Annotated in this window: 21 protein-coding genes; 12 read left to right on the top strand and 9 right to left on the bottom strand. The window is 51.0% G+C overall.

Annotated elements, in window-relative coordinates:
* Nucleotides 1-6: 6 nt before the first annotated feature.
* Complete coding sequence (locus tag HK11_RS08550) at nt 7-699, bottom strand: hypothetical protein (RefSeq protein WP_086554933.1); 693 nt, start codon at nt 697-699, stop codon at nt 7-9.
* A 181-nt stretch (nt 700-880) separates the two neighbouring features.
* Nucleotides 881-1,258, bottom strand: a complete 378-nt coding sequence (locus HK11_RS08540; RefSeq protein ID WP_086554931.1) for a hypothetical protein — start codon at nt 1,256-1,258, stop codon at nt 881-883.
* 158 nt (nt 1,259-1,416) lie between these two features.
* On the opposite strand from HK11_RS08540, the gene HK11_RS08535 reads away from it, so the two are divergent.
* The 5 genes from HK11_RS08535 to hisI are packed head-to-tail and all read left to right on the top strand — an operon-like array spanning nt 1,417 to nt 6,481.
* Nucleotides 1,417-2,322, top strand: a complete 906-nt coding sequence (locus HK11_RS08535) for a glycosyltransferase family 9 protein (RefSeq protein WP_086554930.1) — start codon at nt 1,417-1,419, stop codon at nt 2,320-2,322.
* Nucleotides 2,319-3,383 (top strand): glycosyltransferase, encoded by a 1,065-nt coding sequence (locus HK11_RS08530; protein ID WP_233133400.1) that lies wholly within the window; start codon nt 2,319-2,321, stop codon nt 3,381-3,383. Before HK11_RS08535 ends, HK11_RS08530 begins: the two co-directional genes overlap by 4 nt.
* Nucleotides 3,383-5,149 carry an asparagine synthase (glutamine-hydrolyzing) gene (asnB, locus tag HK11_RS08525; RefSeq protein ID WP_086554929.1) on the top strand — a complete coding sequence of 589 codons (1,767 nt, stop codon included), beginning with the start codon at nt 3,383-3,385 and terminating at the stop codon, nt 5,147-5,149. Before HK11_RS08530 ends, asnB begins: the two co-directional genes overlap by 1 nt.
* A 34-nt stretch (nt 5,150-5,183) precedes the next feature.
* Entirely contained in the window at nt 5,184-6,059 is an 876-nt protein-coding gene (locus HK11_RS08520) for a folate-binding protein YgfZ (protein WP_086554928.1), read from the top strand.
* Nucleotides 6,056-6,481 carry a phosphoribosyl-AMP cyclohydrolase gene (hisI, locus tag HK11_RS08515; RefSeq protein WP_086554927.1) on the top strand — a complete coding sequence of 142 codons (426 nt, stop codon included), beginning with the start codon at nt 6,056-6,058 and terminating at the stop codon, nt 6,479-6,481. Before HK11_RS08520 ends, hisI begins: the two co-directional genes overlap by 4 nt.
* 22 nt (nt 6,482-6,503) lie before the next feature.
* On the opposite strand, the gene lpxB is transcribed toward hisI, so the two are convergent.
* From lpxB to tauD, 3 genes are read right to left on the bottom strand one after another with little or no spacing between them, the layout of a single operon-like run.
* Nucleotides 6,504-7,688: a lipid-A-disaccharide synthase gene (gene lpxB, locus HK11_RS08510; protein WP_086555036.1), complete on the bottom strand. Its 1,185-nt coding sequence runs from the start codon at nt 7,686-7,688 to the stop codon at nt 6,504-6,506.
* Between the two features lie 29 nt (nt 7,689-7,717).
* Nucleotides 7,718-9,076, bottom strand: coding sequence for an amino acid permease (locus HK11_RS08505; RefSeq protein ID WP_233127708.1), 1,359 nt, complete (start codon nt 9,074-9,076; stop codon nt 7,718-7,720).
* The gene (tauD, locus tag HK11_RS08500) at nt 9,073-9,978 is read right to left on the bottom strand and encodes a taurine dioxygenase (protein ID WP_369822939.1); all 906 of its coding nucleotides are present in this window, start codon (nt 9,976-9,978) and stop codon (nt 9,073-9,075) included. Before tauD ends, HK11_RS08505 begins: the two co-directional genes overlap by 4 nt.
* 260 nt (nt 9,979-10,238) lie before the next feature.
* Between tauD and HK11_RS08495 the strand changes: the two genes are divergently transcribed.
* Together HK11_RS08495 and HK11_RS08490 are read left to right on the top strand one after the other, a co-directional pair.
* The gene (locus HK11_RS08495) at nt 10,239-12,674 is read left to right on the top strand and encodes a TonB-dependent receptor (protein WP_086554925.1); all 2,436 of its coding nucleotides are present in this window, start codon (nt 10,239-10,241) and stop codon (nt 12,672-12,674) included.
* Between the two features lie 153 nt (nt 12,675-12,827).
* Nucleotides 12,828-14,267, top strand: a complete 1,440-nt coding sequence (locus HK11_RS08490) for a SulP family inorganic anion transporter (RefSeq protein WP_086554924.1) — start codon at nt 12,828-12,830, stop codon at nt 14,265-14,267.
* 54 nt (nt 14,268-14,321) lie between these two features.
* On the opposite strand, the gene HK11_RS08485 is transcribed toward HK11_RS08490, so the two are convergent.
* From HK11_RS08485 to msrP, 3 genes are all read right to left on the bottom strand, one after another.
* A complete protein-coding gene (locus tag HK11_RS08485) occupies nt 14,322-15,023 on the bottom strand; it encodes a YfdX family protein (protein ID WP_086554923.1) in 702 nt (233 codons plus the stop codon).
* A 147-nt stretch (nt 15,024-15,170) separates the two neighbouring features.
* On the bottom strand, nt 15,171-15,794 hold the full coding sequence (locus HK11_RS08480; protein WP_086554922.1) for a sulfite oxidase heme-binding subunit YedZ: 624 nt from the start codon (nt 15,792-15,794) through the stop codon (nt 15,171-15,173).
* Between the two features lie 3 nt (nt 15,795-15,797).
* Nucleotides 15,798-16,751 carry a protein-methionine-sulfoxide reductase catalytic subunit MsrP gene (msrP, locus tag HK11_RS08475; protein ID WP_086554921.1) on the bottom strand — a complete coding sequence of 318 codons (954 nt, stop codon included), beginning with the start codon at nt 16,749-16,751 and terminating at the stop codon, nt 15,798-15,800.
* Between the two features lie 105 nt (nt 16,752-16,856).
* On the opposite strand from msrP, the gene HK11_RS08470 reads away from it, so the two are divergent.
* Complete coding sequence (locus HK11_RS08470; protein ID WP_086554920.1) at nt 16,857-17,732, top strand: NAD(P)-dependent oxidoreductase; 876 nt, start codon at nt 16,857-16,859, stop codon at nt 17,730-17,732.
* Nucleotides 17,733-17,754: 22 nt separating this feature from the next.
* Here HK11_RS08470 and HK11_RS08465 read toward each other — a convergent pair whose 3' ends face one another.
* A complete protein-coding gene (locus tag HK11_RS08465; protein ID WP_086554919.1) occupies nt 17,755-18,516 on the bottom strand; it encodes a squalene/phytoene synthase family protein in 762 nt (253 codons plus the stop codon).
* Between the two features lie 245 nt (nt 18,517-18,761).
* Between HK11_RS08465 and HK11_RS08460 the strand changes: the two genes are divergently transcribed.
* The 4 genes from HK11_RS08460 (at nt 18,762) to HK11_RS08445 (ending at nt 22,851) form a co-directional block, all read left to right on the top strand.
* Nucleotides 18,762-19,370 carry a superoxide dismutase gene (locus HK11_RS08460; protein WP_086554918.1) on the top strand — a complete coding sequence of 203 codons (609 nt, stop codon included), beginning with the start codon at nt 18,762-18,764 and terminating at the stop codon, nt 19,368-19,370.
* 131 nt (nt 19,371-19,501) lie between these two features.
* Nucleotides 19,502-20,395 (top strand): MIP/aquaporin family protein, encoded by an 894-nt coding sequence (locus tag HK11_RS08455; RefSeq protein WP_086554917.1) that lies wholly within the window; start codon nt 19,502-19,504, stop codon nt 20,393-20,395.
* 495 nt (nt 20,396-20,890) lie between these two features.
* A complete protein-coding gene (locus HK11_RS08450) occupies nt 20,891-21,631 on the top strand; it encodes a YoaK family protein (RefSeq protein WP_086554916.1) in 741 nt (246 codons plus the stop codon).
* Between the two features lie 86 nt (nt 21,632-21,717).
* Nucleotides 21,718-22,851 (top strand): cupin domain-containing protein, encoded by a 1,134-nt coding sequence (locus HK11_RS08445; protein WP_086554915.1) that lies wholly within the window; start codon nt 21,718-21,720, stop codon nt 22,849-22,851.
* The last annotated feature ends 197 nt before the right edge of the window (nt 22,852-23,048 follow it).

Here is a 23,048-nt window from a genome sequence, read left to right as displayed (position 1 = left end):
AATCCCTCACCCTGCCGGAGCCTCAATTACCTCAAGCATTGCCTGAGCCCGGCTCCTGACACCTGATGGTATAGCCTGATCTTCTGCCAGAGCCGCAAATTTTTTTCGCGCCGCGTCTACTTTCCCTTCTCTCAGGTCAAGGATAGCAAGCGATTCACTGGCAAGAGCAGACCACGGTTTATCTTTACCTGACAAAAGAGAAAGACGAGAGCGCAGCATAGCCGGATCCCCGTCATCCACCTGGCGCTGACACCACAGCAGGCTGGCCAGGCTACGCAAAAGCGGGTCTGCCCGCTCGTCATTCTGTACAAGATCCCAGGTCGTCAAAGCAGCTTTTATGTCTCCCTGAGCTGCCTGAACCCCACCTTCCTGCAGGCGGGCAAGGGTTTTTATCCCTTCCGGACTTGTCGTCGCAAGCTTACGCAAACTAATCAGACCTGCCTGCGCTGTCTCTGGCAGAGCAACCGGACCGGCTGAAGACGGAGAAATATGATCAGTCTGCCTCAGAGCGGAAAGGTAAATACCAGTTTTTAAGAGCAAATCAGCGTTTTTACCTGACACACGCCAGGACCATGCAACGCCTGCGGCAACGGCAAAAACCGCAACGACTATACCAGCGCCGGCATAACGGCGCGCGATCTTACGCACACGTTCAGCTTTTAAGTCGTCCTCTACTTCTCTGAAAACATCCTGTGCCACGTTTTAAGCCTGATCCCGTTATGCTGATATACCATGAGTTGAGCGGTTCACGTTTCTGCCCTACATCTGCACGACATACAAGATGTCAGAGCAAAAACACTCTCAGCTACTGTGTATTACTGACACAGCAGCTTCTGATTGAAAAGAAAGTGCTACTTCACTCATGTAACATGATAAAAATTTAATTGCTGCTGAATTTTTTACTACCAGCTTTCAGGACGGTGGATATCTGAGCAAAATGTCCGGCAATACGCTTTTGCACAAGCTGGCTGCCCTCATGCACATGAGTAATACGCTCACGTGCCTCATTGCTGATCGCATTTTCCTCTTTACTGGCAGCTTTAACAACACAGCTGTGATAGATTTTTGCCGCCTTCTGATATTCTGTCGCCTTATCTACACTGGCATTATACCTGGCAACTGTAGACACATCGAGCGCAGGCATAGCCGGCTCTGCACCACATGAGGCAGGAGCTGTCCACTCTGCGGCCTGGGCTGCCGGCATAACAGATAAAGCACAGGCTGCAGTCACTGAAAACAGCCACAGATTCGTCTTCATAACTCTTTGTTCTTTCTTCATTCCTCAGGGCGATACCCGCCTCTGTGATGTTAAACATACATTAAAAATCACAGATTGCTCAGCCTTCTCTTACAACAGTCTGTTCTGTTTATAATCCTGGCTTGGAAAAGTGCTGACCTGCGTATAAGCACAGCTATATGCGTATTCTTTTTATCACAGCAACGCGACTGGGTGATGCCGTACTTTCTACCGGCCTGCTTTCTCACCTTCTGACTATCTGGCCAGATGCACAGTTTACGGTAGCCTGCGGACCTGTGGCAGCCGGACTGTTTGAGCACATGCCGCGCCTGCAGCACCTCCATATCATGACAAAACGCCGTTATGACCTGCACTGGTTTGATTTATGGAAAGCCTGTGCGGGTCATAAATGGGATATAACGGTAGACCTGCGGGGATCAGCTGTTACTTTTTTACTTCGCTCAGGCAAGCGTTACATTATGCGCGGAGGACGGCGCCCCGGCCTGCGCACCGAACATCTGGCGCAGGTGCTCCGCCTTTCGTCTCCCCCCTCACCTGTTATCTGGACCAGCGAAGCAGACAGGCATTACGTAAATACTTTTCTGCCTGCTCACACGCCATTAATTGCACTCGGCCCGACAGCAAACTGGAGTGGAAAAATCTGGCCGGCTGAAAACTACCTCCCTTTGTGGAAGACACTCTCAGAACGTTACCCGCAGGCCCGGCCTGTTGTTTTGTATGGCCCCGGCCCACAGGAACAGGCACTTGCACAACCTCTGCTGGATACACTCCCTGGTGTCATTGACGCTGGCGGAAAATTTTCTCTTTCACAAACTGCCGCTATCCTCATGCGCTGCAGGCTGTATATCGGCAATGATTCGGGGCTGATGCATCTTTCCGCAGCTGCCGGAACGCCGACACTGGGGTTATTTGGCCCGTCCCGCGTTTCTGAATATGCCCCTTCGGGCCAGCATACCGCCTGGGTTGTCGCTGATGGCCCTGAAGGGCATGCTCCTATTACCGGCCTTTGCGTAAGCACTGTAACCGAAGCTGCTCTGACCATGATGGACTCTTTGCCCTTATGACCTCTCCCACAGCAAATAACGGTCCCCCGGCCTCTTCTCTCCGCGTTGCACACGTCATGGCGGGGGCAGTCTCTGGCGGCGCAGAGTTATTTTTCGAACGGCTGTCTGTCGCGCAGGCGCAGGCGGGGCTTTCGGTTCTGCCCGTTATCAGGCGCGATGAAGCACGGGCAGCGCGCATGACGGCCGGCAATCTGCCACCGGTGCAGCTGGGTTTTGGCGGGCTGACCGACTTTAACACACGCCCGCAACTACGCAGACATCTGACAGCCTTTAAACCGCGTGTGACTGTTGCCTGGATGAACCGTGCAGCAAGATTAACGCCTGTCGGAGACTGGATTCTTGCCGGCCGCCTAGGAGGTTTTTATAATCTTTCTTACTATAAATCCTGCGATCACCTGATCGGCAACACACATGGTCTCGTCACATGGATGAAAGAACAGGGCTGGCCGGCAGATCGTGTACACTACCTTCCTAATTTTGCAGACGATCTGACGAACGTCCCTGCAACACGCCCGGCAGGCCTGCCTGATAATGTTCCGTTTTTTCTGGCTCTTGGCAGATTACATACGAACAAAGCCTTTGATGTACTCATCAGAGCTATGCGGCACCTGCCGCATATTCATGGTGTTATCTGTGGTGAAGGCCCCGAGCGCCAGGCTCTTGAAGATCTGGCCCGTAAAGAAGGCGTTGCAGACCGCCTGCTTATGCCCGGCTGGGCCACTCAGCCTGGCGGACTGATCAGGGCCAGCTCTGTTCTGGTCTGCCCGTCACGCCATGAACCTTTAGGCAATGTCGTTATCGAAGGCTTTTCAGCTGCCAGGCCTGTTGTGGCCGCGGCATCACAGGGACCGTCAGAACTGATACGTCATGGCGAAAACGGGCTGCTCGCCCCGGTGGAGGACGACCGTGCCCTGGCTGAGCAGATCGCCCGCGCTATGGAGGACAAAATTCTCGCAGAGCGGGTAGCTCTTGCCGGACGTGAAGATTACGATAACATTTTCTCCACCGGGCCTGTTCTGTCTGCCTGGTCTGATTTTCTGAGCACAGCGGAAAAAGCCTGATGTGTGGTATCGCCGGCATTGCCTATAAACCTGACGCAACTCCGGTTGCGCAGGACACCCTCAATGCTATGGCTGCTGCCCTGCACCATCGCGGGCCAGACGGCACTCATTTTGCCCGTATGCCACGCATTGACCTTATTCATACCCGCCTGTCGATTATTGACCTCAAAGGCGGCGACCAGCCTCTGACCACAGGCACCGGCACACTGGTTGCCAACGGCGAAATCTATAATGACCTGCATATCCGCCAGGCTTTTGGCAAGGATCGGTTTAAAACCGGCAGTGACTGCGAATCGCCCCTGGTCATGTGGGAACAGACCGGCGCTGATTATACTGCCTGCCTGAGGGGCATGTACGCCATTGCGCTCTATGACAGTTCACGCGACCTGCTGTTACTCTCGCGCGATCCGTTTGGTATTAAACCCCTTTACATCACAGAAGGTGAGTTTGGCGTTGCCTTTGCCTCAGAACCCGAAGTGTTATTACAGGCAGGGTTTGTCGCACGGGCTGAACGCACAGACGCTCTCCACGAACTGCTGCAGCTTCAGTTCACAACCGGACGGAATACATTATTCGAGCGTATTCAGCGGGTTATGCCTGGCGAGACACTGCACATTCAAAGCGGGCGCATCATTAAACGACAAACGCAGCCTGCTCTGCCCAGGGCCTCTTCCCTGACGCCCTTCACATCTGAATCAGAAGCACTGGCAGCGCTCGACCAGGCCCTGATGGATAGCATTGCTGCTCATGAGCGTTCAGATGTACCTTTTGGCCTGTTCCTTTCCGGCGGCATTGATAGTGCCAGCCTGTTAACTGGTATGAGGCGCCTGAATACTTCAGAAAAATTACGTACATGGACAGCAACCTTCTCTGGCAGCACTGCCGCTGATGAATCTGACATCGCCCGTGAACTGGCACAGGCAGCACAGGCAGAACATGAAACAGTCAGCATCACAGAAGCCATGGTATGGCAGCACCTGCCAGCCATAGTTGCCTGCATGGATGACCCCGCGGCTGATTACGCTATTATTCCCACCTGGTTTCTGGCCCGCAAAGCAGCTGAAGAGGTACGCGTTGTCCTCTCCGGGGAAGGTGGCGATGAACTGTTTTGTGGCTACGGGCGTTATCGTTCAGCCACGCGCCCATGGTGGAGAGGCAAACGCCCGATGTGGCGCAAAGGTATGTTTGACGGACTTGATGTCTTACGTGCATCTCCTGCAGGCTGGCGCGATGGAATCAGCCTGACCGAAGGCATGATACCTGCACCACCATCTCCTCTTTCAGCTGTGCAGAGCGTTGATGTTGCTGAATGGCTGCCTAACGACCTGCTGCTGAAGCTTGACCGCTGCCTGATGGCTCATGGCCTTGAAGGACGAACTCCCTTCCTCGACCCGGTTATTGCTGCCTGCGCCTGGCGACTGCCTGACACACTGCGTGTAAATAAAAACAAAGGAAAATGGCTGCTGCGCCGCTGGCTTGAACAGCACTGCCCGGCAGCCCGCCCTTTTGCTCCCAAACAGGGCTTTACAGTTCCTGTCGGCCACTGGATTGCACAACAGGGACAAAGGCTCGGTGACCTCGTTGCCAGGCAGGACAGCATTCAGGCCATTGCACATCCTGACCGTGTGCGTGCTTTGTTTAAAGAAGCTTCAGGCCGAAAAGCAGCCCCCGCAGCATGGACCCTGCTTTTTTACGCCCTGTGGCACCGCACCCACATACGTGCCCTGCCCTCCCAGGGTGATGTTTTTGAAACACTAAGTGCCTAAGTTAACACAACATATCCATCAGGGAGAGAGCAGTATGTCATCCGCTACACCCTCACACCTCGTACGGCTAACAGGCCGGACGGTTATTAAAGTCTCAGGCCCTGACCGCATTAAGCTTTTGCAGGGGCTGATAACAGCCGACCTCACAACACTCTCCCCCGAAACGCCGGCTTTATGGTCAGCTATTCTCACCCCGCAGGGCCGCTGGCAGGCTGATTTTTTTGTTATTCAGGACCCGGACGACACATGCCTGCTACTCGACTGCGCTGCAACACAGGCTGAAGACCTGAAAAAGCAGCTTTCACGCTTTAAACTCCGCTCGGATGTACAGCTTGAGCTGACAGGCCTGACAGTCTGTGCCGCATGGGGCAGCAGGCCCGCCGCAGACATTGCCGAAAATGCTGTTGTATTCGCTGATCCACGCAGAGCTGAGGCCGGATGGCGGCTGATTGATGCCCCGCCTGAAACAGCTGAAACAGCAACAGAAAGCGATTACAACCTGCACCGCCTGGCACTCGGCCTGCCAGATGGCGTGCAGGACTGCGAACAGGGGCGCACCCTTGCAGCTGAAGCCAATATGGACCTGCTGGGTGCTTTGTCCTGGACCAAAGGCTGCTATATGGGGCAGGAAGTAACCGCCCGCATGCATTACCGCACATTGCTCAAACGTCGCCTGGTGCCTGTTGCCGCAACGCATCCCCTGCCTGCACCAGGCACGCCTGTTTTTGCAGGTGAGGCAGAAGTTGGTACCATGCGCTCATCACAGGATCATATCGGCCTGGCTCTTCTTAAAGTTTCAGCTCTTGAACACCCCCTCACCTGCGATGGTATCACGCTGACACCCCGCCCGACGGAATGGCTTAAACCCGCTATTGACGCCCTCTCTTCTTCGGAAAACTCACAACCATGACCCGCAAAGCACCTGACGCACAGACTCTCAGCCTGATGCTTGATAATGTTAAATTTGATAGTAATGGCCTTATTGCCGCCATTGCACAGCAGCACGACACCGGCGAAATTCTGATGCTCGCCTGGATGAATCACGAGGCTCTTGAAGAAACTCTGCAAACCGGCCGCGTATGTTACTATTCACGCAGCCGCCAGGATCTCTGGCGTAAAGGCGAAACTTCAGGCCAGACCCAGCAACTGATTGAAGCGCGCCTTGACTGCGATGGCGACGCTGTTCTGCTGCTTGTCGACCAGACTGGTGTTGCGTGCCACACAGGCCGTAAAAGTTGCTTTTACCGCTCGTTCGCAGAGGATGGCCTGAAAGAAATCAGCAAGCCTGAAATCGACCCCGGTCAGCTCTATGCCAGACCACATAAACATTAAAACTAACGCTTTATCCTGACACTCAGCGCGGTATAATTTTACCGCGCCTGACCAGCAGGGTCAGCACCTCCTGGGCGGCGGCGTCAGCCGGCAGGCGCCCCTCCGGCCCTTTCAGGCTATTGATAACCTCTTTAAAAGCTGCTTTTTGCCTCAGAGCAACTTCGGGCTTATCAAAAAGACGCTGTACAGCGCGAGCCAGAGTGTGCGGGTTACATTTCTCCTGTAACAGCTCAGGCACAATTTCCCGCTTAGCGAGCAGATTGACCATAGCCACATAAGGCACACGAATAAGCCTGCGCGCCATCATAGCCGTAAGCGGGTTAACCCGATAAGTAACTGCCATTGGCACGCCTGCCATTGCCAGCTCAAGTGTTGATGTACCTGATTTTGTTAAAGCGGCGCCGGCAGCTGCAAAGGCATCATGTTTATCTTCAATATCCGTCACAATAACCGGCTTTACCGGCCATTGTGCTGTTTGATGCAGGACTGTAGCAGCCACGACAGGAGAAACCGGAATAACCGGCACCACATCTGGCATCATACGCTGTAAAAGGGTCAGCATTTTACCCAGCACTGGCAACAGGCGGGGCACTTCGGAGCGACGGCTGCCGGGCATCAGCACCAGTACGCGGGCACTCTCTGAAAGCCTGTATTTCCGACGAAAATGCTCAGCATCTCCCTGACAGGCAGAAGACTGAATAACCGGGTGCCCGACAAAACGAGCCACTAAGCCATGCTGCCTGAAAAAGTCCTCCTCGAAAGGCAGAAGGCACAGAAGTTCATCCCACAAGCCTGGGAATTTTTTCACCCGCTTTTGTCGCCAGGCCCATACCTGCGGAGCAACATAATGCACACGCAAACAGGCCTGCCCTGCAATACGCCTTAACAGACGCAGCGCAAAACCAGGACTGTCGATAGTAATAACGAGATCGGGTTTCTGGCGCGCAACATCTTCAACAGCCTGATCAAGACGAGCAGAAAGGGCACGAACACGCGGCAGAATTTCAACCAGGCCCATCACTGCCAGGTCACGCATAGGGAAAAGACTTTGAAGCCCCTCCTCCTCCATGCGTGTGCCACCTATTCCGACAAAACGCACAGCCGGCGCATAAGCCCGCAGGGCAGACATCAGACGGGCGCCGAGCACATCTCCACTGGCTTCACCGGCCAGTATCCAGACAAGAAAAGGGGTGTCACTGCGTATCATAGCCATACTCCCCCAATAGAACACTCCTCCTATCCGGCGCAATCACCATCAGAAGAGCGCAGCACTCTGAAACTGACACCAGTTGCAAGAGCGATAAATACAAAGGCTATAAGGCCATCAAGTCTGCTTTCAGGAAAAAGCGGGATGACGAGGAACAAAAAACCCATCAGCAGAGCTGAAATACTGGCCAGCAAGCCTGTCGCCCTTAGTGCCTGAGCACGTGAAAGCCGCAGACAGGACAAAGACACCATAAAATAAACGAACAAAATTAATGTACCTGAAGCCCCAAGCAGAATCGCATAGACATGTGAAGGAGACCAGACAGCGGACAACACTATCAGCACTTCAAACACTGTACTCAGGGCAACGGCCCGTAATGGCACCCCATAACGTGAGGAATAAGCCAGCCTTGCCGGTGCACAGCCCAGGTCTGAGAGCTCGCGCAACACGCGTGACACAACGTATTTCGATGAATTAAGGCAGGAGATCACCGCCACAAGCGTCATGATAATGACCGCAGAACCAGCGAACGGGAATGCCAGATAATCCATCACCAGCAAAAATGGCGAATGGCCCGAATGTACGTCAGTCCAGGGTCTGAGACACAAAATAACCAGTACTGACCCCAGATAGAACAGTAAAACCAGAAACGGAACACGCAGAACTGTACGCCGGATATTCTTCTCAGGCTCATCACTTTCAGCAGAGGCAACAAAAGCTATTTCACAACCGGTAAAAGTCTGCACGATCATTGGCACAACAACCGGGACAGCCCACAGGCCAAAAGGAAAAAAACCGCCATGCCCCATAAGATTTGCGTGAACCAGATTTACGGAATCAGGTGTTTTTGCAAACCAGTAAACGCCAAGGCCGACAAATAATGTCAGACTCAGTAATTTGAGCACTGACAAAATTACCTCACTTTTCCCATAGGCCCGCACAGGCATGGTATTAAGTAAAAGTGCGAGAACAATCAGAGCAGCAGACCCGGCAAAAGCCGGGATAGCAAACAGGTCATTGAGGATCAGCCCCCCGGCAACAGCCTGCGCCCCTCCGGTTACGACCCACAGAAAAGCATAGCTCCAGCCGGCAACAAACCCGCTTCGTTGCCCAAGAACACCCGAAATATGTGAAATAAACGACCCCTGCCCTTTGTGATAACGGGCCAGACGCCCGAGCAAAATCATCACAACCCAGACAAGCGCACCAGCCAGCAGATAAGAGGCAAGCACAGAAGGCCCGGCGGCAGAGATTGTCGCAGAAGTACCAATAAAAAGACCAGCGCCAATAATGCCGCCAACAGAGATCATAGAAACGTGCCAGTCAGCCAGTTTCTTCTGTGTTACATCTGAAGAAACCGGGCTTTTACGCACGACAGTCACTGTCACAAAACGGGTTTATCTGCCGGACCAAAAGGCTTGTCTCCCAGAATGGTAATGCGATGCATAATACGGCGACTGGGCCGGTAATCATCCGTCGCATAATGTTGTGTGATGCGGTTATCCCAGAATGCGACATCACCCGCACGCCAGGACCAGCGCATATGAAATTCAGGACGCGCCATATGACGAAATAAAAACGCCAGTAATGCTGCACTTTCCTCAGCATCAACATCACAGATTTCTGTCGTGAAACCCTCATTAACAAAAATGGCTTTTTGTCCGGTTTCAGGATGCACACGAATAACCGGATGTTCAACAGGCAAATGGCTGTTGCGAATTTCAGCCCAGCGACGACGTTCCTCCTCCGTTCGTCCAAAACGTGACAAAGGAAAGGACCGTGTAAAATCGTGCAATGCGGTCAGATTGTCCAGATGGACTTTCATAGGCTCTGACAAAGCATCATAGGCGGCTGTGCCACTGGCCCATAGCGTATCTCCGCCTATTTCAGGCAGGTGGCGGGCGACCAGGATGGCCCCCATAGGCGGTGTCTCAGAAAATGTGACGTCTGTATGCCACAAGGCATTATCTTTCAGGTCATTCTGAGCAGTATCAAGCACAATGGCCTCAGGCACATCAGGCACCGTAGGATAAACAGGATGCCGGTGCAGCGAGCCAAATGCCAGACCAAGGTCACGATGCTGGCGCGGTGTAATTTCCTGATCACGAAAAAACAGCACCTGATGCTGAAGCAAAAGACCACGAAGAGAGGCGATATCAGAGACAGAGAGCGGCTTATGCAGCTCCACGCCCTTAACGACAGCACCAATATGAGATGACAGGCGTTTGACCTGCCATTTCTGAGCTGCCTTGTCTGTAAAGTTATTCTGATAAACTGCTAACGCCATCATACTCATCCTTCACGCTGCACATTATGAGCACACAGAATGTTTCCACGATTTTTGCAGCATATTACAGAAATCACATAAAAAACAACGAAATTAATTCGTTTATTTTTAATATACGTTTTATTTTGTGTGATATTTATGTTTCACTGCCTTATTTATTTATTAATCAAACTTACGATGATCATGTTTATATCTAAAAATTCAGGGCGTCTTATGCTAACCGCAGTGGAATTCGCCCTTATGTTTTACCCAAAGGTTTTCGCATGAAAATTTTCTCCTCAGTCAGATGGCTGCCGGTATGCGGCATATTTTTCCTGGCCGAGACACATGCTGCGACCTTACATACAGGCAACACATCTCACCCCGCTCATACCGCAGCACCCAAAAAGAAAAAAAAGGGAACCGCCCCGGTCGCTCAGTCTGAAGAACTGGCTGTAAGCGGCCGCCATATTCTGCGCTCTTCACAAGTAACGCTCAGACACCAGATTCTTGAGCAGCAGGTACCCGGCACCAACCCCCTTAAAACTCTGGCGCAAATGCCCGGTGTGCAGTTTCAGTCTGACGATCCGCAAGGTCTCGACACTTACTCTAACCAGCTCTACATGCATGGCTTCCAGCAAACGGCTATTGGTATGACCCTTGATGGTATGCCGCTGGGTGAACCTACTTTTCGTAACTATAATGGTCTGAACCCTATCCAGGCCATTTCATCTGAAAATGTTGAACGCCTTGATGTTACCCAGAGCGCCGGAGCTGAATCATCCGCCAGCACCAACAATCTGGGGGGCACGATCAACTATGTCTCCTCATCACCGCGGGACAAAATGGGTGGGCAGATTAACCAGACCTTTGGCAGTAATGCGCTATACCACTCTTTTTTCCGTTTTGATTCTGGCAGACTGAACGACAGCGGCACAAAATTTTATGCCTCTTATATGCGTAACCAGACAGATAAATGGAAAGGCGGCGGTGACCAGTTTATGCAACAGGTCAACGCCAAGCTGGTACAACCCATTGGCAGGCAAAGCCAGGTGTCAGCCTTTTTTGACTGGGACCAGCTACAAATGGTCAACTACCAGGATTATACGCCCAACTGGCTGAAGAATAACGGCTATTATATTGATAATTTTTATGGGCTGCCTAACGCCTGGCAGAATGCCTATAACGCTTCGGAAGGAAAATTTCCGGCATCATATAAAAATATTAACGACCCGAAAGATGCCTCTTATTATGACAGCACAGCGACATCAGGGGATTACTTTGGCGGGGTAACAGCTGACCTGCTGCTGACAAATAAACTACGCTGGAAAACCACATTTTATGGCCATGAGGAAACCGGGCACGGCACCTATGCCAACCCTTACGCCTGCTCAAACCCCACAGCCAGCCCCTGCCCGGTTGAAGACGATAAAGTACGCCTTAATGGCGGGCGTATTTTTGAACAGGTGCGCAAACCCTATATCGAGCGTTATGGCATTCTTTCATCATTTAATTATTCTATAGGACATCATGCCATTTCAGCTGGCGTATGGTATGAAAACAACCATTACTCAAGCTTTGCCTATGCGTATCAGCAGCCTTTGCCTGGTGAGGGCTCTCCCCTGAACCCGTTTGGCAGCTTTAAAGGCGTACCCAGACGTACCCTCTGGGGTCAGCAGTATAATACCAATACATTCACGGCCTTTGTGCAGGATACCTGGCACCCTGTACCGTCACTTGCTCTGCATTTTGGCTTTAAATCTATGCAAAATGTCACACGGGTTGGCGATGCACAAAACTGGAGCCTGATGTACCCCACTCTCACCAGCAGCCAGAGCCTGACAACAGCTTATGCTTTTCTTCCACATATCAGTGCTGACTGGATTTTCCTGAGAAAACACCAGATTTTCTTTGATATTTCTAAAAATGCCCACGCCTATTCTCAGTCAGGCTATAACTCCAGCAACGCGCCAATGGCCGTCTCACAGGCAGCCTATAACGCGACAAAGGACTCTCTGCGTCCGGAAACTGCATGGACCTTTGCCGCTGGCTATCGCTATACCGACAAAATTGTTCAGGCCAGTCTGTATCTTTACCGGACAAACTTTAACAACCGCCTGCAACAAATTCTTTCAAACACAGGCAGTGGTGCCCTGCTCTCAAACACAACGGCCACAGTGCAGAACGTAGGCGGTGTCACCATGAATGGTGTTGATGCCGGCATTACAGTTATGCTGGCTCCGCGCCTGGCACTGTTTAACAGCGTAAGCTACAATCATTCAGTCTATGATCAGAACATTTCAAGCGGTGGCAAAACCTATAATGCAAAAAACCATCAGGTCGTTGCCTACCCTAAATTTATGTATAAATCGCGCCTCTCTTACGAGTATCACAGCATTGAAGCCTATGTTGATGCGCAATATTACAGCCGCCGCAGCTTTGACTATGTTGGTGACTTCAAAATGGCTCCCTACTGGATGAGCGATCTTGGTCTGTCTTATACCCTTCATGACATAGGCCTTAGCTCAAAGCGTGCGCTTAATGTGCATAAGATCGTGTTCTCTTTTAACATCTATAATCTGTCAGGCACGAAATATGCCTCAACAATGGGGCAAAACGGTTTCACGATGGATAACTCAAACAACAGCGCTTTTAACAATCAGTCCATTCTGCTTGGTGCTCCGCGCCAGTTCTTTGGCTCCATCCGCGCTGAGTTCTGAGCCGCGCTATAGCTGAACTATACCCTCACACACCACAGGCTAACGTGCTGAGGGTATTCGGCTCTTACATTCCTGGCTCTGTCACGATAAACTGTTCGCTCACCCTTTTTTAATAAACAGAACAGTATCGTCTTTGAGACAGAAAGGTTTTGTGTGACCGTTAACCAGTACATCCGGGAATGGACAGACAGTCCTGTCAAAAACATTCTTGCCGGCATGGTGGGAACCTTCGCTCTTATTCCTGAAGTTATCGCTTTCTCCTACGCTGCAGGAGTTGCCCCTGAGGTCGGCCTTTTTGCCTCCTTTGTCATCAGCATTGCCATTGCCATAACAGGCGGCCGGCCCGGTATGATTTCGGGCGCGGCAGGTTCAGTTGCTCTGGTCGCAGCCGGCCTAGTGCACAGCCACGGCTTTCAGTATCTGCTGCTTGCCACCGCCCTGGCTGGCCTTATTCAAATTCTTTTTGGCGCGCTAAAACTACAGAGCATGATGCGTTTTGTTTCGCGCGATGTTGAGAAAGGATTTGTCAACGCGCTGGCTATTCTGATTTTTTCAGCCCAGCTGCCACAAATGATCCATGTCAGCTGGCAGACCTATGCTCTGATCGCGCTGGGGCTGGCGATCGTCTATCTTCTGCCGAGAATAACAACTGCCATCCCATCCCCTCTTATCTGCATCCTGGTACTCACAACAGTAACAATGGTCTGGCCGATGCCGGTTCACGTCGTTGCAGACCTGGGTGCCTTACCAAAAGGTCTGCCTGCCTTTACTCTGCCTGCTGTGCCCTGGTCGTTAGAAACTTTGGAAATAGTGCTGCCATATTCTGTGGCAATGGCCATGGTGGGTATTCTTGAATCTTTGCTGACCGCCACTGTTGTTGACGAAATGACAGACACTCACAGCAATAAACGAATGGAATGCACCGGGCTTGGGATTTCAAATATTCTCGCAGGCCTTTTTGGCGGCATGGCTGGCTGCGGTATGATTGGTCAGACTGTTGGCAACCTGCGCTATGGTGGCAAAGGCAGACTTTCAACCTTTACGGCTGGTGCTTTTCTGCTTCTTCTGCTGGTAGTTTTTCACGATTTCGTTGCAAAAGTGCCCGTGGCTGCACTGGTTGCCATTATGATCATGGTTTCTGTCAGCACGTTTTCATGGTCATCTCTTAACGAGCTTATACGTCACCCCCGCCTCTCCTCAACTGTTATGCTGGTTACTGTGGGGGTTGTTATTCTCACGCACGACCTTGCAGCCGGCGTTGCCTGTGGCGTGTTGCTGAATGGTTTGTTTTTCTCATTTCAGGTGATGAAGCTTTTACATGTCACCAGCCAAACCAGTGCCGATGCACAAACCATAACATACTATGTTGCGGGACAAATCTTCTTTGCTTCAACTGACATTCTTAACGATGCCATAGATTTTCAGGCACCGGAAAGCACAATTGTGCTCGACTTAAGTCAGGCAAGAATATGGGATATAAGTGCGGCGGATACAGTGGAGAAAATTGCAGCCCGCCTGCGAGGCAGAGGAAAAACGGTCACATTTATCAATGTTGACCAAAGCTCTGCGGCTCTTCTGAGAAAAATCGCGTAACCAACACTAAAAACTACTTTCCCCGCTTTATAACAGCGGGGAAAGTATAAAAACTTACTTTTTCACCGGTGCTGCAGCAGCAGGCGCAGCTGCTCCCGGAGGAGGTGCTGCCGTAATAAATACATTATCAGAGATGAAAATAATGCCATTCAGGATATCTGAAATCGCATCCAGAGCTTCCTTGCTCTGTTTCGCTTCAGCGAAAACTTCAGCGCGGTGCAGACTGGCAAGAGTATCGTTCAGAGGTGCCAGAGCAATCATCAGGTCACTGTCCTGACCGACCACCTGAAATACCTGTGCTGCCTGATCCGTCTGACCAGCTTTCAGCTTATCGTTAGCTGATTTAACAGCCTGCTGTTTTTCAGGCACCAGCGTATCATCAACAACAAACTGACCACCAACGGGGATCCAGGTTACTGTGCCGGTCGTGCTTTTATGTGCAGGTGCAGCCACATGACCTGAAGCGGCCGTCAGCTGTTTTTCATCTGCAAGAAATTTTTTCTCTGACAGACCCGCAGCCTGCAGGTTTTTCTGAGCATCAGCCAGAAGAGGAAGAGCTTCGCTGGTTTTTCCCTGGTTCAGCAGAGCCTGAATCTGGAAAACATCAGTAAGAGTTTTCTGTCCCTCGCCGGAGAGGCGTTTAAGAGCGCGCCCGGCTTTATAATTTTCCCAGTCGTTATGCAGTGTATCGGCATGGACTACCGGTGTCATCAGAGCAAAACCAGCAAGACCAGCAAGCAAAAATTTCATTCGCATCGTAATACTTTCTGTCAGGATGTCTAATCAAAAGAAACATATCATCTGCAATGAGCAGCATGGACCCCCTCACCTGCAAATGCAAGCCTGCCGCTCATCTCTTTTGTCGTCATATTTGTTGTATCACAGGCTGTTATTTTCTTACATTCAGGCACGGCGCGGGGTGCGACCTTTCCTGATCAGACGAAAAGACAGGAAAATACAAACCAGAGCAGCATACACAAAAGGCTGCACATGCCACGTTTTAAACGCGATCATATAATGGATACTGGCCAGGATAGCCGCACCATACACCAGACGATGCAAAGGCCGCCACCAGCGCCCCAGTGCCTTTATTGTTTTACGGGTTGACGTCAGCGCCAAGGGTAACAAAATTAAAAAAGTCAGCAAACCAAAAATCAGAAAAGGGCGTGTTGTGACATCACGCCACAAAACATGCGTATCAACATGTCTGATCACAACCACATAAAAGAAAATATGTAGCGCAGCATAAGTAAACGCCAGCAGGCCCAGCGGCCGGCGCCAGAGCATAAGATCAACCCCTGCAAAGCGCTTTAGCGGCGTAATTGCGAGGGAGAGCAGTAAAAAACGTATCGCATAACGACCAAAATCATGCAGGCAGTAGTGTGCAGGGTCAGGCCCCAGATTGCCCATAACACCGGCTGTAAGGTCAAACACGAACGGAGCCAGAAAAAACAGATAAAGCAGCACCTGCCTTTTAACGGGAGTAAACCCGTTTTTTTGTCGCGAAGAGACTGACCGCCCTGACATCACCTAAAAATCCTTATTCAGATCCATGCCTTTATAAAGCCCGCTTACCTGCTCTGCATATCCGTTAAAAAGCTGAGTGGGTTTACGTGCTGTATAAAACAAACTCCCCTGCCCAATAATCTGCTCACTTGCCTGGCTCCAGCGCGGGTGATCAACAGCAGGGTTCACGTTGGCATAAAATCCATATTCATTCGGGGCCATGACGTTCCAGCTTGCAGGTGGCTGTTTATCGGTGAGCGTAATGCGCGTAATCGACTTGATGCCTTTAAAACCATATTTCCATGGCACCACCAGCCTGACAGGCGCGCCGTTTTGTGCTGGCATCGTCTGCCCATACACACCAGTTGCCAGAATAGTTAACGGATGCATTGCTTCATCAAGCCGCAGTCCCTCAGTATACGGCCATGTCAGAGAAAATGCCCCGCCTCTCTGCCCTGGCATCTGCTCAGGCCTGACAACAGAGGTAAACGCAACGTAACGGGCTTCGCTTTTAGGTGAGACTGCACGCAACAGCGCACCAAGCTCAAACCCGTTCCACGGAATAACCATCGACCAGGCTTCAACACAGCGCATACGATACAGGCGGTCCTGCTGCCCGAACTGACGGATCAGTTCATCAATATCCCACACCTTCGGGTGGTCAACCAGCCCGTCAACCTGCACACGCCAGGGCCTTGAAACAAAATCACCTGATAAAGCTTCAGGATCAGATTTATCCGTCCCGAATTCGTAAAAATTATTATAATGCGTAATATCATTCAGCGATGTCGGCTTATCAGGCGCAGGCCAGCCCCGCCCGTCGATCTGCCCTGCCTCTGCTGCCAGAGCAGAATAAGGCGACACACCGGCTGCTGCCACGCCCATAGCTGCTGAGGCTATCATTTTTCTGCGAGAAAGAAACAAATGACGCGGAGTGATCTCTGAAGGGGCTGGTCGTGGATAGCGATAGACTGTCATAGTTCATTATCCCTGCTGGATAGTCGCCCGGTCGTCAGTTATGGGCATACCGGCGCATATTACCATAATGCTCGTGAAGACATATAAAGATAAGGAACACAGCGCATGGCACACTCTCAGACTATTGGGTTCATTGGCTTTGGTGCAATGGCCTGCCGTATGGCTGCTCACCTTAAGCAGGCCGGATATGGCATTATTGCCTACACGCCCTCTGGCAAAGGGGGCGATGGCTCAGTCTCTTTTTTACCTGCTCCGGCAGACGTCGCCCGTAACGCTGACATAGTTTTAGTGTGCGTACCTGACGATGAGGCTCTTGCCGCCTCTATGTATGGAGAAAACGGGGCACTCAGCGGTATTAAAAAAGGGGCATTACTGCTTAACACGAGTTCTGTCTCTCCCGAAGCGACAACCAGATTGTACGAATCTGGCCAGGCAAGTGGCGCGGTTGTCATAGACTGCCCGGTTTCAGGCAGCACACCCGAGGCTGATAAAGGCGCACTTGTTGTTCTTGCCGGTGGCACAGACGAAGAACTGGCCCGTGCGAAACCAGTTTTTGACATCATTGGTAAAATTACGATCCATGCCGGCCCCGCCGGCAGTGGTGCGCGCCTCAAACTCGTCATTAACGCCATTATGGGTGCAGGCCTTGCTGCGGTTGCAGAGGGTATTGCTTATGGGCTGGCAGCAGGCCTTGACCGGTCGATGCTGTTTGACGCGCTTGATAATGTGGCCGTTATTTCGCCGCACCACAAACGCAAAATCCTCGCAGCCAAAAATGGTGACTTCTCACCTCAGTTCCCTGCCCGCCTGATGCAGAAGGATATGCGCCTGTTTGTGGATGCCGCTGCACGCGAGGCTGTGCCTGTGCCAACACTGGCAGCTGTTACGCAACAGCTCTCACTGACAAAACGCGCTTCGCCTGATTCAGACTATTCTGCTCTGATCGGCATTATGGAGCATATGACGGCCAATGATGCCTGAACGGCATTAATAATCCTGCTGGTCAGGTTTTGTTGCCTGACCAGCGTGTTTTCAGGCCGGCTGCAATAACGGCGCATTTATCCCCAAGGCCTCTGGGGCGGCCGGCCTGATTACTATCACGCTGCAGGTCACGACGCGCCAGCACGGCTGGCAATGCAGCCTTTGCCGCAAGCGACCCCCTCGCGATTTTCTGCTCTGCCTCAGCCAGAAACACAAGGCCTGCCTGCCTGAGCCCATCAGCCTCACCAGGAAAAAGATAACGCCCGCCCGCCTTTTGCAGCACCGGCCAGTGGCGAAGCATTGCCCCTGCACCATAAGCTGCACCACATGCGGCAAGACCGTCGAGCGTCTCTGCATCTGTAATGCCCAGCGCCTCACCCACAGCGCGCTGAAGGCCACCACTGCCTTTGAGCATCATCGCAGCCCAGGATGACGGATCCCCTTCTGCCGACAGTTCACTTTCCCTTGCCTCCAGAAGGTCCGTAACTGTTTCGGTGCGAAATTTTTTTGCCTGCAGGGCACTGAGCAACAGCGGAGCCAGTTCGTGCTCAGGCGGACGGGTGCCCTCAAGCACGTCACGCCACCACTGCAACCTGATATAGGCCGCCATCGGGCCTGCAATCGTAGCTGAACGACCAGGCACAAGGGCTCTGGTTATTTCGTCATGAAACGCAAGGAGCAAAAAAATATTCTGCCGGGCAGGTTCCGGCAAAAAACTTGCACATAAGGCACGATCCGGGTCAGCTTTAAAAACGTATTTTTCAAAAGTCTGAACACCCTGCATAGATCGCACACCACGCTTTGTGACCGGTACAGGTCATTATGAAAAGATAATAAATAATATTCGACAACGCTGTGTGACATACGCTGAAACGAATGAAAATGCCGTATTTAGCATAAGCACAACTGTGTGAGGCAGGGTTCTGAGGGGCACACTAACCAGGACTGTCCCTTGACGTGTCAGCCTCAGCTTCATAGCTCTGTAGTCACGGCACTCCGCCGTCCTTCATTTTGACGGAGTATAAAATAATGGCTTTCGAACTGCCAGCTCTTCCTTATTCCCCAAATGCGCTTGCTGCTCGCGGCATGTGCCAGGAAACGCTTGAACTGCATCATGGCAAGCACCACCAGGCATATGTAACAGCTCTCAACAACTTTGTTGAAGCCAAGCCTGAACTTAAAGGCAAGTCTCTGGATGAAATCATCCTGGCTGTTAAAGGCGATGCCGCACAGGCTCCTGTATTTAACAATGCTGGTCAGCACTGGAACCACATCCTGTTCTGGCAGAACCTTTCTCCTGCCGGCGGCAAAGTACCTGCAAAACTGGCTGCTAAAATTGCCAGCGACTTTGGCAGCGACGAAGCTTTCCGTGAGCAGTTCAAACAGGCTGCTATTTCTCAGTTCGGTTCTGGCTGGGCATGGCTTGTTCTGGGTAAAGACGGCAAACTGGCTGTAACCAAAACAGCTAACGGCTCAAACCCTCTGGCCGAAGGCCACGGTAAAGTACTGCTGGGTCTCGACGTATGGGAGCACGCTTACTACCTCGACTTCCGCAATCGTCGTCCTGACTACATCACAAACTTCCTCGACAAACTTGCTAACTATGAGTTTGCTGAAGCACAGCTGAACGCTGCGTAAAATACAGAGGAGCTTCCTTTAAACGGGAGCTCCGCTGCACCTGCCTCCGTAAAGTCAATACTTCACCAGCCGTTCACCGGGCCTGTGCAGAACCGTTGTAAAACAGTTTTTCAAAAGGAACCCCTGGTACTGTGTCTGTTCTGCATTTTAAAAAACATACTGAAGATCGTCCTCTGGCCGGGCAGCCACGCCCTGACCGCCCCCTGCACTGGAAGCTTTATGGATGTGAAAGCCTCGCCACTGCGGTTCTGATCATCTGCGGTGTTGTCTCTAATACGCTCCTTCTCTCGACACATATTCCCCTTGGCCAGCATCTGGCCAGCCATGCCGTGTTGCAAACAGCATTATGCGGGCTGTGCTTTGGCCTTTCAGGTGGCATTGCAGCTTATACGCGCTTTGGCAAAGTCAGTGGTGCACACCTTAACCCTTCTGTTTCGCTCGCGTTTTACATGTATGGCCGCCTCACATGGATCGACACACTGGGTTATATTCTGGCGCAGCTTATCGGGGCCTGTTTGGGCATTGCGCTGCTTATGGGAGCCGGCGCGCTGTTTCCCTTCTGGGACAGAGCGATGGCAAGTGTTAGCTTTGCCGCTACAATGCCTAACCCTGATGTCTCGCTTTTATGGCCCTTTATGTCAGAATTTGGCACAACCTTTTTACTGGTCATTATGATCATCTGGCTTCTGGGGCACCCGGCTCTTAAATATTTTTCACCATGGGCTGCCGGTTTTTTCTTTTTATTTATGAACCCGGTTACCGCCTGGCTCTCTGGCAACAGTACGAACCTTGCCAGAAGTTTCGCGCCAGCTCTGGCTTCCGGGCAATGGCATCATTTCTGGATCTATCTGACTGCCCCTTTTATCGGTGCAATCTGCGCGATGCTGCTGATACGTATTGATCTGTTTGGCAAAATACATCTGGCAGAAGCACGCCTGGTCAATTTTGGGCATCACGGCCGGGTACCCAGATTTTCAGACCCTGAGCATAAATCTCCGCCACCTGTTACCCAGCCCCCGGGTTAAGATACAGTGCTTTTCACATTACGGCTGAACAGTTAAGAAAATCACTGAGAATATGATCTGACTCATAAGGCACCTGACAGAAGGGAAGTTTATCTGCTCCCCTCAGGTGCCGCTTTTATATCGTGCTGACCTGAAAAATTTCACCAGAAAAAAATAGTGCGCTTATAGCTCACCAAACCAGTTTTTTCTCGCATAAATTGTTAGAAGTCACTTCATATGGCAGCACCAGAAAACACCATTTATGTTAAGAAAATCCATGATGAATGTCATCAGCTCTGACAGTGACACTATACCACTCTGCAACATTCCCCTTTAAGAAACCCCTTATAAATTCATAAAAAATACACTCAGGTTATCTGACATTACAAAGATTTTTATGACAAAATATAATCAGGCTTTCAATAAACAAACATTTTCAGTAGTGTAAGATTCTCCGCAACCAAACAATTACATCGTGCGGCTGATTATCTTCATGGCCTTTTCTGGAGCACTGATATGATTGCCGCCTCCTCTCAGGAAACGTTAAGAAAAAACCAATATCCACTCATGGAAGACAAAGGGATAGGCTTTATACTCGCATTCTGCGCAGGTCTGATGAATGCCTGGACTTTTTACCATGCACAGACCTTTGCTACCGTGCAGTCGGGTAACGTCGTGCAGGTTGGGTATCGCCTGGTACAGGGTGACTGGTCTGCCTTCTGGTTTGCCTTTGGCTCTGTTATTGCTTTTGGTCTCGGCTCCGCCTTCTGTGGTGTTGTCATGACGACACTTCTTTCAAAAGGGCGTAACTTCACAATCATTGTACTATGGTGTGAGTGCCTGGGGCTGGCACTGATCAGCGCCACAGCTTTTTATGGTATTGTTCGCCCTGAAGTGCTGGCACTGGCTATCAGCTTTGTTGCCGGTATGCAGGGCAATGCTTTTCATAAAGATCATGGCATGCTCTACGGCAACGTCGCAGTTACCTTTGTTGTGCAGATGGCCTTTAATTTTCTGGCACAAAGTTTTTTCAAAAAAGACGGCATCAACGGTGAACCCAACCTGATGTGGTCAGGCATTTTCTTTTTTGTTTTATTAGGATTTGCCTCCGGAGGTGCTTTAGGTTTCTACATCGATAAAATAGTTAAAGATAATGCTTCTTTAATTATCGCAACGTTTTCTCTTCTTTTAGTTGCTCTCATAGCAAAAAATCGTCGGAAAACTTCAGATCCAACGTCAGGGGCCACGTTCGTATAAATAATCAGGCCTCTTTTTCCTGTCATTTCTCACCTGAAAACAGGTCTGCAACCCCGTTACAGGTCACATCGTAAAGGATTATCTTCATGACAGAACTCAAACAACCAGTCAGAGGTTCTAAAGGCGCTGATATTGCAGGCCCGCGCAACCCGGAAGTTGAACTTCAGAACCCGGATATTTTCCTGCCGCCTGCGACCGATAACGGAGGCCTGCCCAACCTGAAATTCCCCTTCGCGATGGCACATAACCGCCTGGAAGATGGCGGATGGGCACGTGAAGTCACATGCCGTGAAATGGGTGCTCTTAAAGAGCTGGCTATCGTCAACATGCGCCTCCCCCCCGGCGTTGTACGCGAAATGCACTGGCATAAAGAAGCTGAGTGGGCTTATGTGCTGAAAGGTAAAGTGCGTTTTTACCTGATTGATGACCAGCGTCAGACACTGATTGAAGATCTTGAACCTGGGGATCTGTGGTTTGCACCGGCTGGCTTCCCTCACGCTATTCAGGGGCTGGAAGAAGGCACAGAGTTCGTTCTTGTTTTCAATGATGGCAATTTCTCCGAAAACCAGACACTGCTTGTTACAGAGCTGTTTGCCCACATTCCCCGCGAGGTCCTGGCAAAAAACTTTGGCCTGCCAGAAGCCGCATTTAACAATATTCCTGCCAGCGAAAAATATATTTTCCGTCAGCCTGTTCCCCCGCCGCTTGAGCAGGTGCGTAAAGAACTGGGCGCCGTAACCTATACTGATAAATATGTTTTCCGTGCCTCTCAGGTGCCACCGACTGCCTATCCGGGTGGCGCAACACAGGTTGTCGACTCACGCAATTTCGATGTTACCAGCCTCGCTGCACTTTTCATTGATCTCGATCCTGGCGCTCTGCGCGAGGTTCACTGGCACCCCGATGCTGACGAGCTGCAATATTATATCAGTGGCAAAGCGCGCATGACGGTATTTGATGCGGTTAATAATGCCCGGACCTTTGACTTCGTCCCTGGTGATGTCGGGTATGTGCCAAGAACATTAGCGCATTATATTGAAAATATTGGCGATGAGCCTCTGCGCGTCATCAATGTCTTTCACACTGATAAATATAAAGATATTTCGCTCAATAACTGGCTGGCTCTGACCCCGCCTCACCTGGTTAAGGGGCATCTTAACGTTGATGATAACTTCATTAAAAACCTCAGGCAAACGCGCCAGCCCGTTGTTAAAAAATAATATTTTTTAACGCATTAATACTGCCATCCTCCAGCCTATATAGCAGGGTGGCAGTATTAAATAATTTCACTCAACACATTAATATCAATCAGTTTCATATTTTTTAACATAAATGCCTAAAATATTAACATTTTGTTCTTACAGCTCTTGATTGTTGAAATGAGGGTGCCAATCTCTGAGTATGGGTGAAGCATTCA

The organism is Acetobacter sp. DmW_043 (assembly GCF_002153485.1).
GTDB lineage: Bacteria > Pseudomonadota > Alphaproteobacteria > Acetobacterales > Acetobacteraceae > Acetobacter > Acetobacter thailandicus.
This window is presented reverse-complemented; position numbering and strand designations above follow the sequence as displayed.

Bases quoted from the DNA above. Each gene is read 5' to 3' on its own strand.
- HK11_RS08465 (WP_086554919.1), bottom strand. From the start codon at position 18,516: ATGCAGGGTGTTCAGACTTTTGAAAAATACGTTTTTAAAGCTGACCCG.
- HK11_RS08530 (WP_233133400.1), top strand. From the start codon at position 2,319: ATGACCTCTCCCACAGCAAATAACGGTCCCCCGGCCTCTTCTCTCCGC.
- HK11_RS08540 (WP_086554931.1), bottom strand. From the start codon at position 1,258: ATGAAGACGAATCTGTGGCTGTTTTCAGTGACTGCAGCCTGTGCTTTA.
- tauD (WP_369822939.1), bottom strand. From the start codon at position 9,978: ATGATGGCGTTAGCAGTTTATCAGAATAACTTTACAGACAAGGCAGCT.
- HK11_RS08495 (WP_086554925.1), top strand. From the start codon at position 10,239: ATGAAAATTTTCTCCTCAGTCAGATGGCTGCCGGTATGCGGCATATTT.
- HK11_RS08480 (WP_086554922.1), bottom strand. From the start codon at position 15,794: ATGTCAGGGCGGTCAGTCTCTTCGCGACAAAAAAACGGGTTTACTCCC.
- hisI (WP_086554927.1), top strand. From the start codon at position 6,056: ATGACCCGCAAAGCACCTGACGCACAGACTCTCAGCCTGATGCTTGAT.
- HK11_RS08445 (WP_086554915.1), top strand. From the start codon at position 21,718: ATGACAGAACTCAAACAACCAGTCAGAGGTTCTAAAGGCGCTGATATT.
- asnB (WP_086554929.1), top strand. From the start codon at position 3,383: ATGTGTGGTATCGCCGGCATTGCCTATAAACCTGACGCAACTCCGGTT.
- HK11_RS08520 (WP_086554928.1), top strand. From the start codon at position 5,184: ATGTCATCCGCTACACCCTCACACCTCGTACGGCTAACAGGCCGGACG.
- HK11_RS08470 (WP_086554920.1), top strand. From the start codon at position 16,857: ATGGCACACTCTCAGACTATTGGGTTCATTGGCTTTGGTGCAATGGCC.
- HK11_RS08535 (WP_086554930.1), top strand. From the start codon at position 1,417: ATGCGTATTCTTTTTATCACAGCAACGCGACTGGGTGATGCCGTACTT.
- HK11_RS08460 (WP_086554918.1), top strand. From the start codon at position 18,762: ATGGCTTTCGAACTGCCAGCTCTTCCTTATTCCCCAAATGCGCTTGCT.
- HK11_RS08485 (WP_086554923.1), bottom strand. From the start codon at position 15,023: ATGCGAATGAAATTTTTGCTTGCTGGTCTTGCTGGTTTTGCTCTGATG.
- HK11_RS08450 (WP_086554916.1), top strand. From the start codon at position 20,891: ATGATTGCCGCCTCCTCTCAGGAAACGTTAAGAAAAAACCAATATCCA.
- lpxB (WP_086555036.1), bottom strand. From the start codon at position 7,688: ATGATACGCAGTGACACCCCTTTTCTTGTCTGGATACTGGCCGGTGAA.
- msrP (WP_086554921.1), bottom strand. From the start codon at position 16,751: ATGACAGTCTATCGCTATCCACGACCAGCCCCTTCAGAGATCACTCCG.